Origin of the sequence: Pseudomonas sp. RA_35y_Pfl2_P32, assembly GCF_963970735.1 — a bacterium.
GTDB lineage: Bacteria > Pseudomonadota > Gammaproteobacteria > Pseudomonadales > Pseudomonadaceae > Aquipseudomonas.
On the sequence record NZ_CAXAQF010000006.1, the window covers coordinates 174,499 to 193,383 of the forward strand.

General features: G+C 62.2%; 14 protein-coding genes. All 14 read left to right on the forward strand.

Features of this window, described 5'->3' with window-relative positions; translation table 11 throughout:
* Positions 1-99: 99 nt before the first annotated feature.
* The 14 genes from hutU to AACY45_RS08085 all read left to right on the forward strand — a co-directional run bounded on the left by hutU (position 100) and on the right by AACY45_RS08085 (position 18,872).
* Positions 100-1,782 carry a urocanate hydratase gene (hutU, locus tag AACY45_RS08020; protein ID WP_339544943.1) on the forward strand — a complete coding sequence of 561 codons (1,683 nt, stop codon included), beginning with the start codon at positions 100-102 and terminating at the stop codon, positions 1,780-1,782.
* A 219-nt stretch (positions 1,783-2,001) separates the two neighbouring features.
* Positions 2,002-2,970 carry an ABC transporter substrate-binding protein gene (locus AACY45_RS08025; RefSeq protein WP_339544944.1) on the forward strand — a complete coding sequence of 323 codons (969 nt, stop codon included), beginning with the start codon at positions 2,002-2,004 and terminating at the stop codon, positions 2,968-2,970.
* A 70-nt stretch (positions 2,971-3,040) separates the two neighbouring features.
* Complete coding sequence (locus tag AACY45_RS08030) at positions 3,041-3,892, forward strand: ABC transporter permease (RefSeq protein ID WP_339544945.1); 852 nt, start codon at positions 3,041-3,043, stop codon at positions 3,890-3,892.
* Complete coding sequence (locus AACY45_RS08035; protein WP_339544946.1) at positions 3,889-4,713, forward strand: quaternary amine ABC transporter ATP-binding protein; 825 nt, start codon at positions 3,889-3,891, stop codon at positions 4,711-4,713. The genes AACY45_RS08030 and AACY45_RS08035 overlap by 4 nt, the downstream gene beginning before the upstream one ends.
* Before the next feature lie 155 nt (positions 4,714-4,868).
* Positions 4,869-6,392: an HAL/PAL/TAL family ammonia-lyase gene (locus AACY45_RS08040; protein WP_339544947.1), complete on the forward strand. Its 1,524-nt coding sequence runs from the start codon at positions 4,869-4,871 to the stop codon at positions 6,390-6,392.
* Positions 6,393-6,496: 104 nt separating this feature from the next.
* Positions 6,497-8,035: a histidine ammonia-lyase gene (gene hutH / locus AACY45_RS08045; protein ID WP_339544948.1), complete on the forward strand. Its 1,539-nt coding sequence runs from the start codon at positions 6,497-6,499 to the stop codon at positions 8,033-8,035.
* 121 nt (positions 8,036-8,156) lie between these two features.
* Positions 8,157-9,566, forward strand: coding sequence for an amino acid permease (locus AACY45_RS08050; RefSeq protein WP_339544949.1), 1,410 nt, complete (start codon positions 8,157-8,159; stop codon positions 9,564-9,566).
* Between the two features lie 17 nt (positions 9,567-9,583).
* Positions 9,584-10,789, forward strand: a complete 1,206-nt coding sequence (gene hutI / locus AACY45_RS08055) for an imidazolonepropionase (RefSeq protein ID WP_339544950.1) — start codon at positions 9,584-9,586, stop codon at positions 10,787-10,789.
* 10 nt (positions 10,790-10,799) lie between these two features.
* A complete protein-coding gene (gene hutG / locus AACY45_RS08060; protein WP_339544951.1) occupies positions 10,800-11,603 on the forward strand; it encodes an N-formylglutamate deformylase in 804 nt (267 codons plus the stop codon).
* 204 nt (positions 11,604-11,807) lie between these two features.
* Positions 11,808-12,779 carry a prolyl aminopeptidase gene (gene pip, locus AACY45_RS08065; protein WP_339544952.1) on the forward strand — a complete coding sequence of 324 codons (972 nt, stop codon included), beginning with the start codon at positions 11,808-11,810 and terminating at the stop codon, positions 12,777-12,779.
* Positions 12,776-13,213, forward strand: a complete 438-nt coding sequence (dtd, locus tag AACY45_RS08070; protein ID WP_339544953.1) for a D-aminoacyl-tRNA deacylase — start codon at positions 12,776-12,778, stop codon at positions 13,211-13,213. The genes pip and dtd overlap by 4 nt, the downstream gene beginning before the upstream one ends.
* A gap of 277 nt (positions 13,214-13,490) precedes the next feature.
* Positions 13,491-15,320 (forward strand): glucan biosynthesis protein G, encoded by a 1,830-nt coding sequence (locus tag AACY45_RS08075; protein ID WP_339544954.1) that lies wholly within the window; start codon positions 13,491-13,493, stop codon positions 15,318-15,320.
* Positions 15,313-17,883 (forward strand): glucans biosynthesis glucosyltransferase MdoH, encoded by a 2,571-nt coding sequence (gene mdoH, locus AACY45_RS08080; RefSeq protein ID WP_339544955.1) that lies wholly within the window; start codon positions 15,313-15,315, stop codon positions 17,881-17,883. Before AACY45_RS08075 ends, mdoH begins: the two co-directional genes overlap by 8 nt.
* A 191-nt stretch (positions 17,884-18,074) precedes the next feature.
* Positions 18,075-18,872, forward strand: a complete 798-nt coding sequence (locus AACY45_RS08085) for a transporter substrate-binding domain-containing protein (RefSeq protein ID WP_339544956.1) — start codon at positions 18,075-18,077, stop codon at positions 18,870-18,872.
* The last annotated feature ends 13 nt before the right edge of the window (positions 18,873-18,885 follow it).

Sequence of the window (18,885 nt, forward strand, 5' to 3'; positions counted from 1 at the left end):
CGACCATCGTCCACTGATTCGCTGGTGTGCATCGTTGTTCGCCGGCTTGCTCGCCCGCCGCCTGGGTTGGTTTGGATTGATTGCTGAGGAGTTCTGTTCGTGACCGAGAATAAGCCTACGAAATACCGTGACGTCGAAATCCGCGCTGCCCGCGGTAACACGCTCACCGCCAAGAGCTGGCTGACCGAAGCGCCGCTGCGCATGTTGATGAACAACCTCGACCCGGAAGTTGCCGAGAACCCTAAAGAACTGGTGGTTTACGGCGGTATCGGTCGCGCAGCGCGTAACTGGGAATGCTACGACAAGATCGTCGAAAGCCTGACCAACCTGAACGACGACGAGACCCTGCTGGTGCAATCCGGCAAGCCGGTCGGCGTGTTCAAGACCCACGCCAACGCCCCGCGCGTCCTGATCGCCAACTCCAACCTGGTGCCACACTGGGCCAGTTGGGAACACTTCAACGAACTGGACGCCAAGGGCCTGGCCATGTACGGCCAGATGACCGCCGGCAGCTGGATCTACATCGGCAGCCAGGGCATCGTCCAAGGCACCTACGAAACCTTCGTCGAAGCCGGTCGCCAACACTACAACGATGACCTCAAAGGCCGTTGGGTGCTGACCGCAGGCCTGGGCGGCATGGGTGGCGCCCAGCCTCTGGCTGCAACCCTGGCCGGCGCCTGCTCGCTGAACATCGAATGCCAGCAAGTGAGCATCGACTTCCGCCTGAACAGCCGTTATGTCGATGAGCAGGCCACCGACCTCGACGACGCGCTGGCCCGCATCGAAAAATACACCAAGGAAGGCAAGGCGATTTCCATCGCGCTGCTGGGCAACGCAGCAGAAATTCTGCCGGAACTGGTCAAGCGTGGCGTACGCCCGGACATGGTCACCGACCAGACCAGCGCCCACGACCCGCTGAACGGCTACCTGCCGGCCGGCTGGACCTGGGAAGAGTACCGCGCCCGTGCCAAGACCGAGCCGGCTGCCGTGGTCAAAGCCGCCAAGCAATCGATGGCGGTGCACGTCAAGGCGATGCTCGACTTCCAGAAAATGGGCATTCCTACCTTCGACTACGGCAACAACATCCGTCAGATGGCGCAAGAAGAAGGCGTGGAAAACGCCTTCGACTTCCCCGGCTTCGTACCGGCCTACATCCGTCCACTGTTCTGCCGTGGCATCGGCCCGTTCCGTTGGGCTGCACTGTCGGGCAATGCTGAAGACATCTACAAGACCGACGCCAAGGTCAAGGAACTGATCCCGGACGACGCCCACCTGCACAACTGGCTGGACATGGCGCGCGAGCGCATCAGCTTTCAGGGTCTGCCGGCACGTATCTGCTGGGTTGGCCTGGGCCTGCGCGCCAAGCTGGGCCTGGCGTTCAACGAAATGGTGCGCAGCGGCGAGCTGTCGGCACCGATCGTGATCGGCCGCGACCACCTGGACTCCGGTTCGGTGTCGAGCCCGAACCGCGAAACCGAATCGATGCAGGACGGTTCCGATGCCGTGTCCGACTGGCCACTGCTCAACGCCCTGCTCAACACCGCGAGCGGCGCGACCTGGGTCTCCCTGCACCACGGCGGCGGCGTCGGCATGGGCTTCTCCCAGCACTCGGGCATGGTGATCGTGTGCGACGGTACCGACGAAGCGGCTGAGCGTATCGCCCGTGTCCTGCACAACGACCCGGCCACTGGCGTCATGCGCCACGCCGACGCCGGTTACCAGATCGCGATCGACTGCGCCAAAGAACAGGGCCTGAACCTGCCGATGATCACCGGCCAGTAACGCACGCCCCGTAGGAGCCGGCCGGCGGGCCAGCTCCTACAGTTGTTAGAGGCCGGCAGAGATTGCTTGTGCAGGCTGAAAACCGTGGATGAACGCGGTCATCGAATAAAAAGCTGAGTGGAGTCAGCCGCGTGACAGCGGTGAAGCTCAATTGGACGTGGACAGGACTGGATGCCTCTTGACTGCCGTAAGCCAATTCCTGATTAGGAGCGTCACACAATGAAAATCAACAAGACTCTGCTGGGCACTTTGATTGCTGTGGGCCTGACGGCCAGTGCTGGTGCCTCCCAGGCGGCCGGCTGGTGTGAATCGGGCAAGCCAGTGAAATTCGCCGGGCTGAACTGGGAAAGCGGCATGCTGCTGACCGACGTGATGCAGGTGGTGCTGGAGAAAGGTTACGACTGCAAGACAGACAGCCTGCCAGGCAATTCCATCACCATGGAAAACGCCCTGAGCAGCAACGATATTCAAGTCTTCGCCGAGGAGTGGGTAGGCCGCAGCGAAGTCTGGAACAAGGCCGAGAAGGCCGGCAAGGTCGTCGGTGTCGGCGCCCCGGTGGTCGGCGCCATTGAAGGCTGGTACGTGCCGCGCTACGTGATCGAAGGCGATGCCAAGCGCAAGCTGGAAGCCAAGGCGCCGGACCTCAAGGCCATCGCCGACCTGGCCAAGTACGCCAGCGTGTTCAAGGATCAGGAAGAACCGAGCAAGGGCCGTTTCTACAACTGCCCGGCCGGCTGGACCTGTGAGCTGGACAACAGCGAAATGCTCAAGAGCTACGGCCTGGAAAGCAGCTACACCAACTTCCGTCCGGGCACCGGCCCGGCCCTGGATGCCGCGGTGTTGTCGAGCTACAAGCGTGGCGAGCCGATCCTGTTCTACTACTGGTCGCCAACCCCGCTGATGGGCCAGGTCGACCTGGTGAAACTGGAAGAGAAGCCCGGTGTGGACAAGTCCGTGAACATCAAGGTCGGCCTGTCCAAGACCTTCCACGAACAAGCGCCAGAGCTGGTGGCCGTGCTGGAGAAGGTCAATCTGCCGATCGACCTGCTGAACCAGAACCTGGCCCGCATGACCAAAGAGCGGATCGAGTCGCCAAAACTGGCGAAGATCTTCCTGAAGGAACATCCTGAAGTCTGGCACGCCTGGGTCAGTGAAGACGCTGCCAAGAAAATCGACGCGGCCTTGTAGTTCGAGCCTTTCCGGCTGTCTGCAAGGGCAGTCGGACGCTTGATCACAACCCCTTGATTGAGAGTCTCTTATGTTTCCTGAAAGCTTTACCTTCTCCATCGCCGACTGGGTCAACAGTTGGGTCGATTCGCTGGTGACCAACTACGGTGATGTGTTCCGGCAGATCTCCGACACCCTGCTCTGGGCTATCGTCAACCTCGAAGGCCTGCTGCGCGCCGCTCCCTGGTGGCTGATGCTGGCAATCGTCGCGGGCGTGGCCTGGCACGCCACCCGCAAAGTGCTGACCACGGCAGTGATCGTCGGCTTGCTGTTCCTGGTGGGGGCCGTTGGCCTGTGGGACAAGCTGATGCAGACCCTGGCGCTGATGATGGTGGCCACGGTCATTTCGGTGCTGATCGGCATTCCCCTGGGGATTCTCTCGGCCCGCAGCAATCGCCTGCGTTCGGTGCTGATGCCGCTGCTGGACATCATGCAGACCATGCCCAGCTTCGTGTACCTGATCCCGGTGCTGATGCTGTTCGGCCTGGGCAAGGTGCCGGCGATTTTCGCCACCGTGATCTACGCCGCACCACCGCTGATCCGCCTGACCGACCTGGGGATCCGCCAGGTTGACGGCGAAGTGATGGAAGCGATCAACGCTTTCGGTGCCAACCGCTGGCAACAACTGTTTGGCGTGCAACTGCCACTGGCCCTGCCGAGCATCATGGCCGGGATCAACCAGACCACCATGATGGCCCTGTCGATGGTGGTGATCGCCTCGATGATCGGTGCCCGTGGCCTGGGTGAAGACGTGCTGGTGGGTATCCAGACCCTCAACGTTGGACGTGGCCTTGAAGCCGGTCTGGCGATCGTGATTCTCGCTGTGGTCATCGACCGCATTACCCAGGCCTACGGCCGGCCACGGCATGAGGTGAGCAAATGAGCAACGCAGCCAAGATCGAAGTCAAAAACGTCTTCAAGATTTTCGGCAATCGTTCCGCCGATGCGCTGGACATGATTCGCCAGAACAAGAGCAAGGACCAGGTGCTGGCCGAAACCGGCTGCGTGGTCGGGGTCAACGACCTGTCGCTGACTATCGGCAGCGGTGAGATCTTCGTGATCATGGGCCTGTCGGGTTCCGGCAAGTCGACCCTGGTACGCCACTTCAATCGCCTGATCGACCCGACCAGCGGCGCGATCCTGGTGGACGGCGTGGACATCCTGCAATACGACATGCAAGCACTGCGCGAATTTCGCCGGCGCAAGATCAGCATGGTGTTCCAGAGCTTCGGCCTGCTGCCGCACAAGAGCGTGCTGGACAACGTCGCCTACGGCTTGAAGATCCGGGGCGAAAGCAAAGCCGTGTGCTCCGAGCGTGCGCTGCACTGGATCAACACCGTGGGCCTGAAAGGCTACGAAAACAAATACCCGCACCAACTGTCCGGCGGCATGCGCCAGCGGGTGGGCCTGGCCCGTGCCCTGGCGGCCGACACCGACATCATTCTGATGGACGAAGCCTTCAGTGCCCTCGACCCGCTGATCCGCGCCGAAATGCAGGACCAGTTGCTCGAACTGCAGAAGACCCTGCACAAGACCATCGTGTTCATTACCCACGACCTCGACGAAGCCGTGCGCATCGGCAACCGCATCGCGATCCTCAAGGACGGCCGCCTGATCCAGGTCGGCACGCCGAAAGAGATCCTGCACTCGCCGGCCGACGAGTACGTCGACCGCTTCGTGCAGCGGCGGGCGGCGGTGGTTTAAGCGGTTTGTGGCGGCTGTGCTGGCCTCATCGTCGGAACGCCGCCCGGAGCAAGTTCGCTCCCACAATAGGAATGCGGTTCCCTGTGGGAGCGAGCTTGCTCGCGAAGGCGATGGCAGAGCTGCATCAATATTCAGGTTCGTACGCAGAGGTAGAAATGTCCCAGGCTGAAAAAATCGTAATCGCCGACGCCCCGCTGCGTTGGCAGGATGTAGTGGCGGTCGCACGGGGTGGCGCTCAGCTTGAGCTGGCGGCCAGCACCTGGGCGCGGATCGAGAACGCCCAGGCGATCGTCCAGCGCATTGTCGTCAGCGGCGAACGCGCCTATGGCGTCAACACCGGCCTGGGGGCACTGTGTAACGTCTCCCTGCAAGGCGAACAACTGAGCCAGCTGTCGCGCAATACCCTGCTCAGCCACGCCTGTGGCGTTGGCGCACCACTGAGCGACGAGCAGACCCGGGCGATCATTTGCGCCGCGCTGCTCAACTACAGCAATGGCAAGTCCGGCATCCACCGTCAGGTGGTCGAAGGGCTGCTGGCGCTGCTCAACCGCGGCATCACCCCACAAGTGCCGTCCCAGGGCTCGGTGGGCTACCTGACGCACATGGCGCACATCGGCATCGCCCTGCTGGGCGTAGGCAACGTCAGCTACCGCGGGCAAATTGTCCCGGCCGAGCAAGCCCTGGCCGAAGAAGGCCTGAAGCCGGTGGTCCTGGGGGCCAAGGACGGGCTGTGCCTGGTCAACGGCACGCCGTGCATGAACGGGTTGAGCTGCCTGGCCCTGGCCGATGCCAGCCGTTTGCTGCAGTGGGCCGACGTGATCAGCGCCATGAGCTTCGAAGCCCAGCGCGGGCAGATTGCCGCGTTCGATCCTGAAATCATCGCCCTCAAGCCCCACCCGGGCATGCAACGGGTGGGCAGCAACCTGCGCGCCTTGCTTGCCGGCAGCGAAGTGATCGCCGCCAGCCTGGGCATTCGTACGCAAGATGCCTTGAGCATCCGTTCGATCCCGCAGGTTCACGGTGCGGCCCGCGATCAACTGGCACACGCGACCCGGCAGATTGAAACCGAGCTCAACGGCGTTTCCGACAACCCGATGCTGTTGGGCACCCCGGACAATTTTCGGGTGGTTTCCCAGGCCAACCCCCACGGCCAGTCAGTGGCCCTGGCGGCCGACCTGCTGGCGATTGCCATGGCGGAAATCGGTTCGATTGCCGAGCGCCGTCTCGACCGTCTGATCAACCCGCACGTCAGCGGCCTGCCGGCGTTCCTGGTGGCCAACCCCGGGGTGAACTCGGGAATGATGATCGTGCAGTACGTCGCGGCCTCGCTTTGCGCGCAGAACCGTCAGTTGGCGCAACCGGCGGTACTCGACAACTACGTGACGTCAGGCCTGCAGGAAGACCACCTGAGCCTGGGCACCAACGCTGCACTGAAACTGCACGGGGTGCTGGAAAACTGCACCCAGATCCTGGCCATCGAGTACCTGCTGGCGGCCCAGGCGTTTGAATTCCTCAAGGACCAGGGCTTCGGCGCTGGCACCGATACCGCCTGGCGCCTGTTGCGCGAGCGGGTGGCCGCCTACGACCAGGACCGCTGGTTGGCGCCGGACATCGCCAGTGCCGCCGCGCTGTTGAAAGACCCCGCCTTGCTGCAAGCGACATTTGCCGATTTGTACTGATTTCTAACAAAGCCAGCGTGCCAAGGCGCCACCCCCCAAAAGCGGGAAGCGACGGACAACGGATTTTTCCGGAGCGTCTGGTTAATAAAACTCTCAAAAGGAGAATGAATGTGACTGCGCTGAACCTTATCCCAGGCCAACTGAGCCTTGCCCAACTGCGTGCCGTGTATCAACAGCCGGTGCGTGTGACCCTGGACGACAGTGCCTCGGCACAGATCGACGCCAGCGTGGCCTGTGTGGAGCAGATCCTCGCGGAAAATCGGACTGCCTACGGCATCAACACCGGTTTCGGCCTGCTGGCCTCGACCCGCATTGCCAGCGAAGACCTGGAAAACCTGCAGCGCTCCCTGGTGCTGTCCCACGCCGCCGGTGTCGGCGAGCCGATCAGCGATGCACTGGTGCGCCTGATCATGGTGCTCAAGGTCAACAGCCTGAGCCGTGGTTTCTCCGGCATTCGCCGGGTGGTGATCGACGCCTTGATCGCCCTGATCAATGCCCAGGTCTACCCGCACATCCCACTCAAAGGCTCGGTCGGTGCATCCGGTGACCTGGCGCCCCTGGCCCACATGTCACTGGTCCTGCTGGGCGAAGGCAAGGCCCGTTACAAGGGCCAGTGGCTGGACGCTACCGAAGCGCTGAAAGTCGCCGGCCTGACGCCGCTGACCCTGGCCGCCAAAGAAGGCCTGGCGCTGCTGAACGGCACCCAGGTATCGACGGCCTACGCCCTGCGTGGTCTGTTTGAGGGTGAGGACCTGTTCGCCGGCGCCCTGGCCCTGGGCGGCCTGACCGTGGAAGCGGTGCTGGGCTCGCGTTCGCCGTTCGACGCGCGCATCCATGCAGCCCGTGGCCAGAAAGGCCAGATCGACGCGGCCGCGGCTTACCGCGACCTGCTGGGCGAGCGCAGTGAAGTGTCTGATTCGCACCAGAACTGCGACAAGGTCCAGGACCCGTACTCCCTGCGTTGCCAGCCGCAAGTCATGGGCGCCTGCCTGACCCAGTTCCGCCAGGCCGCTGAAGTACTGGCCGTCGAAGCCAACGCGGTGTCCGACAACCCGCTGGTGTTCGCCAGCGAAGGCGATGTGATCTCCGGCGGTAACTTCCACGCCGAGCCAGTGGCCATGGCTGCTGACAACATGGCCCTGGCCATCGCGGAAATCGGCTCCCTGAGCGAGCGCCGCATTTCGTTGATGATGGACAAGCACATGTCGCAACTGCCGCCGTTCCTGGTGGCCAACGGTGGCGTGAACTCCGGCTTCATGATCGCCCAAGTGACTGCGGCCGCCCTGGCCAGCGAGAACAAGGCATTGGCGCACCCACACTCGGTGGACAGCCTGCCGACGTCGGCCAACCAGGAAGACCACGTGTCCATGGCCCCGGCGGCAGGTAAGCGCCTGTGGGAAATGGCCGAAAACACCCGTGGCGTTCTCGCGGTCGAGTGGCTGGCTGCCTGCCAGGGCCTGGACCTGCGCGACGGCCTGAAAACCTCGTCGAAACTGGAACAAGCCCGCACCACCCTGCGCGCCAAAGTACCGTTCTACGAGAAGGACCGCTTCTTCGCGCCGGACATCAACGCCGCCAGCGAGCTGTTGGCTTCGCGCTGCCTGAATGAACTGGTGATGGCGAAGTTGCTGCCAAGCCTGTAAGGCCCCATCGCGGGCAAGTCGAATCGTCGCACCACCGCTCCCACAAGGATTGCGCTGAACCTGTGGGAGCGGGCTTGCCCGCGAATCGATTGGCGTCGACAACAATAATTAGGGACGAGCAATGCAACAGCCAGACAAAGGCTTGAAACGCGGGCTATCCGCCCGACATATTCGCTTCATGGCACTGGGGTCGGCGATCGGCACCGGGCTTTTCTACGGCTCCGCCTCGGCCATCCAGATGGCCGGCCCCGCCGTGCTGCTGGCCTACCTGATTGGTGGCGCTGCTGTTTTCATGGTCATGCGCGCCCTGGGCGAGATGGCCGTGCACAACCCGGTCTCGGGTTCCTTTGGTCATTACGCCAGCACCTACCTGGGGCCCATGTCCGGTTTCATCCTCGGCTGGACCTATGCCTTCGAGATGATCATCGTCTGCCTGGCCGACGTCACCGCCTTCGGCATCTACATGGGCTTCTGGTTCCCGGAAGTCGCACGCTGGATCTGGGTGCTGGGCATCGTGCTGCTGATCGGCGGGCTGAACCTGTGCAACGTCAAAGTCTTCGGCGAGATGGAGTTCTGGCTGTCGCTGCTGAAAGTCGCCGCCATCGTCGCGATGATCCTGGGCGGTTTTGGCATCATGCTCTTCGGCATTGGCACGGCCAGCACTGAGCAGGCCTCCGGCCTGAGCAATCTGTGGGCCCACGGCGGCTTCATGCCCAATGGCATCGGCGGTTTGATCGCTTCCCTGGCGGTGGTGATGTTCGCGTTCGGCGGCATCGAGATCATCGGTATCACCGCCGGTGAAGCCAAGGACCCACAACGGGTGATTCCACGGGCAATCAATGCGGTGCCCCTGCGGATCCTGCTGTTCTATGTGCTGACCCTGTTTGTGCTGATGGCGATCTACCCATGGCCACAGATTGGCAGCCAGGGCAGCCCGTTCGTGCAGATCTTCGACAGTCTGGGCATCGGCGCGGCGGCGACCGTCCTCAACATCGTGGTGATCTCGGCGGCCGTGTCGGCGATCAACAGCGACATCTTTGGTGCCGGGCGCATGATGTACGGCCTGGCGCAGCAAGGCCATGCGCCCAGGATGTTTGCCCAGTTGTCGGAGCAGGGCGTGCCGTGGATGACCGTAGTGGTCATGGGCGCGGCCTTGCTGGGCGGCGTGCTATTGAACTACCTGATCCCCAAAAATGTGTTCCTGGTGATCGCCTCGATCGCGACCTTCGCCACTGTCTGGGTGTGGTTGATGATCCTGGTCACCCAGGTGGCCATGCGTCGTTCGATGACCCGCGAGCAAGTTGCCGAACTGAAATTCCCGGTACCGTTCTGGCCTTATGCGCCGGCGGCCGCGATCGTGTTCATGCTGTTTGTCTTTGGTGTGCTGGGTTATTTCCCGGACACCCAGGCAGCGCTGGTGGTCGGTGCGGTGTGGATCGTCTTGCTGGTGATTGCGTATAAATTGTGGGTCAAGCCGGCTGCCCCCAAGGCGGTCAAGGTGACCCGCGATCCTTTCATGTCCCATCGATAACCTAACGGAGGCCTCGGATGAAAACGCTCTGGCAACACTGCCACGTTGCAAGCATGGCCCAAGGCACTTACTCGATCATCGAGGATGCCGCCATCGTGACGTCAGGTGCGCACATTGAGTGGATCGGCCCGCGTAGCCAGGTGCCGTCCGATGATTACCCCGAGGTCCATGACCTCGCGGGGGCCTGGGTGACCCCGGGCCTGATCGACTGCCACACGCACACGGTGTTCGGCGGCAACCGCAGCGGCGAATTCGAACAGCGCTTGCAAGGGGTCAGCTATGCCGAGATCGCTGCCGCCGGTGGTGGCATTGCCAGCACCGTGCGCGCGACCCGTGCCGCGACGGAGGACGAACTGTTCGCCAGTGCCGCCAAGCGCCTGAAAAGCCTGCTGCGCGACGGTGTCACCAGCATCGAGATCAAGTCTGGCTACGGTCTCGACCTGGCCAGCGAGCGCAAGATGCTGCGTGTCGCCCGGCGCCTCGGTGAGGCGTTTGCGGTCAGCGTGCGTACCACCTGCCTGGCGGCCCACGCCCTGCCACCGGAATACGCCGATCGCAGCGATGACTACATCGAGCATATCTGCAGCGAGATGCTCCCGGCCCTGGCGGCTGAAGGGCTGGTGGATGCGGTGGATGCGTTCTGCGAATACCTGGCGTTTTCGCCGGCGCAGGTGGAGCGGGTGTTCATCGCCGCGCAGAAGCTGGGCTTGCCGGTGAAACTGCACGCCGAGCAGTTGTCGTCGTTGCATGGCTCCAGCCTGGCGGCGCGTTATCAGGCGTTGTCGGCCGACCACCTGGAATTCATGACCGAGGACGATGCCATCGCCATGGCCGCCGCCGGTACCGTGGCCGTGCTGCTGCCGGGGGCGTTCTACTTCCTGCGCGAAACCCAGTTGCCGCCGATGGATGCCCTGCGCAAGCACGGGGTGAGAATCGCCATCGCCAGCGACCTCAACCCCGGCACTTCGCCGGCCCTGTCGGTGCGCCTGATGCTGAACATGGCCTGCACCTGTTTGCGCATGACCCCGGAAGAAGCCCTGGCGGGTGCAACCATCCACGCCGCCTCGGCGCTGGGCATGGCCGACACCCACGGTTCGCTGGAAGTGGGCAAGGTCGCCGACTTCGTCGCCTGGCAGATCGATCGTCCGGCCGACCTGGCGTACTGGTTGGGTGGTGAGCTGGAAAAACGCGTCGTGCGTCACGGCGTTGAAGTCGAGATTTAGGAGAATAGCTGTGGATAAGGTTCTGAACTTCCAACAAGGCCGGGTGCCGCTGCTGATCAGCATGCCGCACGCCGGTGTGCGCCTGACGCCGGCAGTCGAGGCCGGGTTGATCCCCGACGCGCAAAGCCTGCCGGACACCGACTGGCACATTCCGACACTCTACGAGTTCGCTCAGGCATTGGGCGCCAGCACCCTGGCGGCGCAGTATTCGCGGTTTGTCATCGACCTCAACCGTCCGTCCGACGACAAGCCGTTGTACGTCGGTGCGACCACCGGCCTGTACCCGGCGACCCTGTTCGACGGCGTGCCGCTGTTCCGCGAAGGCCTGGAGCCGTCTGCCGAGGAGCGCGCACGCTATCTGGAGCAGGTCTGGACCCCGTACCACCGCACGCTGCAGCAGGAGTTGGCGCGGCTCAAGGCCGAGTTTGGCTACGCCCTGCTGTTCGATGCGCACTCGATCCGCTCGGTGATCCCGCACCTGTTCGAGGGCAAGTTGCCGGACTTCAACCTCGGCACCTTCAATGGCGCCAGTTGCGATCCAACGCTGGCGACCGAGCTGGAAGCGATCTGTGCTCGCCACGCCGACTACAGTCACGTGCTGAACGGACGCTTCAAGGGCGGCCACATCACCCGCCATTACGGCAACCCGGCTGACAACATCCATGCGGTGCAGCTGGAGCTAGGGCAGTGCACCTACATGGAAGAGTTCGAGCCGTTCCGCTACCGCCCCGACCTGGCAGGCCCGACCCAGGTGGTGCTCAAGCAACTGCTGCAAGGGATGTTGGCCTGGGGCCAGCAGCGATACGGCGCGTAAACCCACTCACTCTCACTGTGATTCCGGGTGTTTGCAGATGGTGCAGACACCCTCTAGAGATGGGTGGGAGAGGGCCCTCGCCGGCGCCGCAAAACCGTATTTTCTTCAGGGACATGCTCATTGCGCTATTCGGGTTTATGATGCCCAACGGCAGAATAATAGAAGTCCCCCCAGGGATGACCTCGACCCCTTACGGAGCGCGCAATGCAGACTTTGTACCCGCAGATCAAACCCTACGCCCGGCATGATCTGGCCGTCGATGAAACCCACACCCTGTATGTCGACGAAAGCGGATCACCGGAAGGTTTGCCGGTAGTGTTCATTCACGGTGGCCCCGGGGCGGGCTGCGACGCCATGAGCCGACGTTACTTCGATCCGAACCTGTATCGCATTGTCACCTTCGACCAGCGCGGTTGTGGCCGCTCCACGCCCCACGCCAGCCTGGAAAACAACACCACCTGGGATCTGGTCGCCGACCTGGAACGGATTCGCCAGCACCTGGGCATCGACAAATGGGTGCTGTTCGGTGGCTCCTGGGGCTCGACCCTGGCCCTGGCCTACGCGCAAACCCACCCCGAGCGGGTACACGGCCTGATCGTGCGCGGGATTTTTCTCTGCCGCCCGCAGGAAATCGAATGGTTCTACCAGGCGGGCGCCAGCCGTCTGTTTCCCGATTACTGGCAGGACTACATCGCGCCCATTCCCCAGGACGAACGCGACGACCTGCTCAAGGCTTTCCACAAGCGCCTGACCGGCAACGACCAGATTGCCCAGATGCACGCGGCCAAGGCCTGGTCGCTGTGGGAAGGGCGCACCGCGACCCTGCGCCCGAACCCGCTGGTGGTCGACCGCTTCTGCGAGCCGCAGCGCGCGCTGTCGATTGCCCGCATCGAATGCCACTACTTCACCAACAATGCTTTCCTCGAGCCCAACCAGCTGATTCGCGACATGGGCAAGATCGCCCACCTGCCGGGCGTCATCGTGCATGGCCGCTACGACGTGATCTGCCCGTTGGACAACGCCTGGGAGTTGCATCAGAACTGGCCCAACAGTGAGTTGCAGGTGATCCGCGACGCCGGGCACGCTGCCTCCGAGCCGGGTATCACCGATGCCCTGGTACGGGCGGCCAATCAAATGGCGCGGCGCCTGCTCGACCTGCCGCCTGAAGAAGCATGAAGGGCCTGTTGCAGCGCGTGCGTGGCGCGCGCGTCGAGGTGGCGGGGGAGGTTGTCGGCTCGATCGACCAGGGCTTGCTGGTGCTGGTGGCCGTTGAACCCGACGATACCCGGGCCAGCGCCGACAAACTTGTGCACAAACTGCTTAACTATCGGGTATTCAGCGATGCCGAGGGCAAGATGAACCTGTCCTTGGCCGATGTAGGCGCAGGGTTGCTGCTGGTTTCGCAGTTCACCCTGGCCGCCGACACCAAAAATGGCCTGCGCCCGAGCTTTTCGACCGCTGCCCCTCCGGCACTGGGCGAAGAGCTTTTTGACTATTTATTAGGCAAAGCACACCAGTTGCATGGCAATGTGGCATCAGGCAGATTTGGCGCGGATATGCAGGTGCATCTGGTCAATGATGGACCGGTGACCTTCCTGTTACAGACCTGAAAGCGTTTGAAACATCTTTTCAGAGCTGTTTCGGAGTGAAACAGGGGTTTTTCGCAATAAATACTTTGTTACCCCTGATGCGTTGTCACGCGGGCTACTAGATAATCCCGCGCTACGGGGATCAGCGTTCGTTGGCCCATTTTTGACTTAGGTAGAGACTTGTCCGCGACCGTTTGGGGAATCATTTTGCCCCATCGGAGTCCGAACAATGCTCGCCAACCTGGCATATAGATAGCTGGCCGTTGGTTTTTTGATCTGTTTTCGGCGAGGGTTGCTCGTGATTGTTAGTCCCTGTACTGCACCAAAATTGTCTGCCAAACGGTTACGTAACGCGCTGGCGACAGGCTCTGCCCTGTTTTGCCTGCTCAGCGCCGGCCAGCTTTGGGCATTCAATCTGAACGATGTGTCGGCCAAGGCAAAAGAGCTGGCTGGGCAGAAATACGAGGCTCCGCGCAGCAATCTGCCGAACGAATTCCGCGAAATGAAATTCGCCGACTATCAGAAAATTCGTTTCCTGACCGAAAAAGCCGAATGGGCCGATAAAAAGACCCCATTCAAGCTGTCGTTCTATCACCAGGGCATGCATTTCGACACGCCGGTGAAAATCAACGAAGTCACGGCCAGCACCGTCGAAGAGATCAAGTACGACCCCAGCCGTTTCGATTTCGGCGACGTCAAGTTTGATCCCAAGGCCACTGAACAACTGGGTTATGCCGGTTTCCGTGTGCTGTACCCGATCAACAAGGCCGACAAGCAAGACGAAATCATGACCATGCTCGGCGCGAGCTATTTCCGCGTCGTCGGCAAGGGCCACACCTACGGCCTGTCGGCCCGTGGCCTGGCGATCGATACCGCACTGCCGTCGGGTGAAGAGTTCCCGCGTTTCACCGAGTTCTGGATCGAGCAGCCGAAGCCGGGTGACAAGCACCTGGTGATTTTCGCCCTGCTGGATTCGCCGCGTGCCACCGGCGCCTACCGCCTGACCCTGCGTCCTGGCAGCGACACCATTGTCGACGTCAAGGCCCAGATGTTCCTGCGCGACAAAGTCAGCAAGCTGGGCATCGCCCCGTTGACCAGCATGTTCCTGTTCGGTGCCAACCAGCCGTCGAAAGTCCTCAACTACCGTCGCGAGCTGCACGACTCCAGCGGCCTGGCGATCCATGCCGGCAACGGCGAGTGGATCTGGCGTCCGCTGAACAACCCGAAACACCTGGCCGTGAGCAACTTCTCGGTAGAAAACCCGCGTGGTTTTGGTCTGCTGCAACGTGGCCGCGACTTCAGCCACTATGAAGACCTCGACGACCGCTACGACAAGCGCCCAAGCGCCTGGATCGAGCCAAAAGGCGATTGGGGCAAGGGTTCTGTCGACCTGGTGGAAATTCCGACCGCCGATGAAACCAACGACAACATCGTGGCTTTCTGGAGCCCGGAAAAACTGCCGGAACCTGGCCAGCCGCTGGACGTAGCCTATCGCCTGCACTGGACCATCGACGAAGCGGCACTGCACGCCCCGGACAGTGCCTGGGTCAGCCAGACTCTGCGTTCCACCGGTGACGTCAAGCAATCCAACCTGATTCGTCAGCCGGACGGCAGTGTGGCCTACCTGGTGGATTTCGAAGGTCCATCCCTGGCCGCCCTGGCGCCTGAGACCGACGTTCGCAGCCAGGTCAGCGTGGGTGACAACGCCGAGCTGGTCGAGAACAGCGTGCGCTACAACCCTGAAACCAAGGGCTGGCGCTTGACCCTGCGGATGAAGATCAAGGACCCGAGCAAGTCGACCGAGATGCGTGCTGCCCTGGTGCAGTCCATCGTGCCGGCGGACCTGGCCAAGACTTCGCTGCCAAGCTCCAATTCTTCGGTGGCCAAGGCCGACAAAGTGGCCGCCAAGCAACAAGAGAAAGCGGCCAAGGAAGCCCAGCAGGTAGAAGCCAAGCAAGCGGACGCCAAACAGGCCGACGCCAAGCCCGCTGCCGACAGCAAGACCAAGGACAACAAAGACGCCAAGCAGCCCGTTGCTGCCGAAGCGGCCCCAGCCACACCGGAATCGGCGCCGACTGAAGAAGTCTTGACCGAGACCTGGAGCTATCAGTTGCCTGCCGATGAGTAATTCCCACGTACAGCCAGAGTCGCTCAGCGAGTATCTGGCGCATTTGCCGATGACCGATGAGCAGCGCGCCGAACTGGCGGGCTGCAAATCCTTCAGCGAACTGCATGAACGCTTGTCCTCGTCGACTTTCGACGCACCGAGCGAGGCCGCACAGGCCTCGGTCAGCCGCCGCCTGACCCTCAACTCCGCCGAGGAGCTGGAAGAGGCCGAGATGCTGGTGCTCGACGCCAGCGGCCGGGTGTGCCTGAAAGCCACCCCGCCGATCCGTCGGACCAAGGTCGTGCCCGAGCCGTGGCGCACCAATATCCTGGTGCGCGGCTGGCGTCGGCTGACCGGTCGTACCAATCCGCCGGCACCGCCCAAGGATGAACGCGTGCTGCCGGCCGCGCGCTGGCGCACTGTCGGTTCGATTCGCCGCTACATCCTGCTGGTGCTGATGCTCGGCCAGACGATCGTTGCCGGCTGGTACATGAAAGGCATCATGCCGTACCAGGGCTGGTCGTTCGTCGACCTGGAGGAGGTCCTGCATCAACCCCTGATGCAAACCGCCACGCAAGTGCTGCCGTACGCCTTGCAGACCAGCATCCTGATCCTGTTCGGGATTCTGTTCTGCTGGGTCTCGGCCGGTTTCTGGACCGCGCTGATGGGCTTCCTCGAGCTGCTGACCGGTCACGATAAATACCGTATCTCCGGTAAAAGTACCGGTAACGAGCCGATTCCTAAAGACGCTCGCACCGCCTTGGTGATGCCGATCTGCAACGAAGACGTGCCGCGGGTGTTTGCCGGTTTACGCGCCACTTTCGAATCGGTGGCTGCCACCGGCGACCTCGACCGTTTCGACTTCTTCGTCCTCAGTGACAGTAACGACACCGATATCTGTGTCGCCGAGCAGCAGGCCTGGCTGGACGTCTGCCGCGAAGCCAAGGGCTTCGGCAAGATTTTCTATCGTCGCCGTCGCCGTCGGGTCAAACGCAAGAGCGGCAACCTCGACGACTTCTGCCGTCGCTGGGGCGGCGACTACAAGTACATGGTGGTCCTCGACGCCGACAGCGTGATGAGCGGTGAGTGCCTGACCAGCCTGGTGCGCTTGATGGAAGCCACGCCGGACGCGGGGATCATCCAGACCGCGCCACGGGCTTCGGGCATGGACACCCTGTATGCGCGCATGCAGCAGTTCGCCACCCGGGTGTACGGTCCGCTGTTCACCGCCGGCCTGCACTTCTGGCAGTTGGGCGAATCCCACTACTGGGGGCACAACGCGATCATCCGCATGAAGCCGTTCATCGAGCATTGCGCCCTGGCGCCGTTGCCCGGTAAAGGCGCGTTTGCCGGTGCCATCCTGTCCCACGACTTCGTTGAAGCCGCGCTGATGCGCCGTGCCGGCTGGGGCGTGTGGATTGCCTACGACCTGCCGGGCAGCTATGAAGAACTGCCGCCCAACCTGCTGGACGAACTCAAGCGCGACCGTCGCTGGTGCCACGGCAACCTGATGAACTTCCGGTTGTTCCTGGTCAAGGGCATGCACCCGGTGCACCGTGCGGTGTTCCTGACCGGCGTGATGTCCTACCTGTCGGCGCCGTTGTGGTTCTTCTTCCTGGTGCTGTCGACCGCCTTGCTGGCCGTCAACACGCTGATGGAGCCGCAGTACTTCCTGGAACCACGCCAGCTGTATCCGCTGTGGCCACAATGGCACCCGGAAAAGGCCATCGCGCTGTTCTCGACCACCATCGTGCTGCTGTTCCTGCCGAAGCTGTTGAGCATCATCCTGATCTGGGCCAAGGGCGCGAAAGAGTTCGGCGGCAAGTTCAAGGTGACCCTGTCGATGCTCCTGGAGATGCTGTTCTCCGTGTTGCTGGCGCCGGTGCGGATGATTTTCCACACCCGTTTTGTGCTCGCCGCGTTCCTCGGCTGGGCCGCGACCTGGAACTCGCCACAGCGTGACGATGACTCCACGCCGTGGAGCGAGGCGGTCAAGCGCCACGGTCCACAGACCCTGCTGGGCTTCTTCTGGGCCTTGCTGGTGATCTGGCTGAACCCGAGCTTCCTCTGGTGGCTGGTGCCGATCGTCGGTTCGTTGATGCTGTCGATCCCGGTGTCGGTGATCTCCAGCCGTGTGGGCCTGGGCCTGAAGTCCCGTGACGAGAGCCTGTTCCTCATCCCTGAGGAATACAATCCGCCACAGGCCTTGCTGGCAACCGACCAGTACACCCACGAGAACCGTTGGCACGCCCTGAACGACGGCTTCATCCGCGCCGTGGTCGACCCGCAGCAGAACGCCCTGGCGTGCGCGCTGGCGACCTCGCGTCACGGTCAGGCCGAGCCGATCGAGTGGTTGCGCACCGAGCGGGTGCGCCATGCGTTGAAAGTCGGCCCGGCCGGCTTGAACAACCATGAGCGCCTGCAGTTGCTCAGCGACCCAGTGGCCCTGGCTCGCCTGCATGAGCAGGTCTGGAGCGAAGGCTACGCCGATTGGCTGGACGCCTGGCGGGCTTCGGTGAAAGCCGATCCCCATGCGCCGTTGTTGCCGCTCAAACCCTTGAGCGTGCAGGCACAGCCGGCCTGATGAAAAAGCCCCGCCGATCCGCGGGGCTTTTTTTTGCCTGAAACTTCGTAACCACTTGTGCAAACGGCCGAGTGCGTTAGCATCGCTCCCTTCTTTGGTGCGCTCGGACAACCTTTGTGTCCGTATCGGCCGTTTTCCACAAAAAGCGTTCGATTGCGCGCCTAACTACAAAAAGATTGGGGACTTTGATGATGAAGAAGTATCTCTCGATGCTGATACTCGGCGTCTCGGCACTGGTAGCAGTCAACGCGGCGCAGGCCGGCGCCATCGACGACGCGGTCAAGCGCGGTACGTTGAAAGTGGGCATGGACCCGACTTACATGCCGTTTGAAATGACCAACAAGCGCGGCGAAATCATCGGCTTCGAAGTCGATCTGCTCAAAGCCATGACCAAGGCCATGGGCGTCAAGCTGGAACTGGTGTCCACCGGTTACGACGGCATCATCCCGGCCTTGCTGACCGACAAGTTCGACATGATCGGCAGCGGCATGACCCTGACCCAGGAACGCAACCTGCGCCTGAACTTCAGCGATCCTTTCATCGTGGTCGGCCAGACGCTGCTGATCCGCAAGGAGCTGGAAGGCACCATCAAGTCCTATAAAGACCTGAACAGCGCCGAATACCGCATCACCTCCAAGCTCGGCACCACGGGCGAAATGGTGGCCAAGAAGCTGATGTCCAAAGCCAAGTACCACGGCTACGACAATGAACAGGAAGGTGTGCTCGACGTGGTCAACGGCAAGGCGGATGCCTTTGTCTACGACGCGCCGTACAACGTGGTGGCGGTGAACAAGGTCGGCAACGGCAAGCTGGTGTTCCTCGACAAGCCGTTCACCTACGAGCCACTGGCCTTTGGCCTGAAGAAGGGCGACTACGACAGCCTGAACTTCATCAACAACTTCCTGCACCAGATCCACGAAGACGGCACCTACGATCGCATTCATGACAAGTGGTTCAAAGACACCGCTTGGCAGAAGGACATGGAGTAAGGCCGGTCAGGCG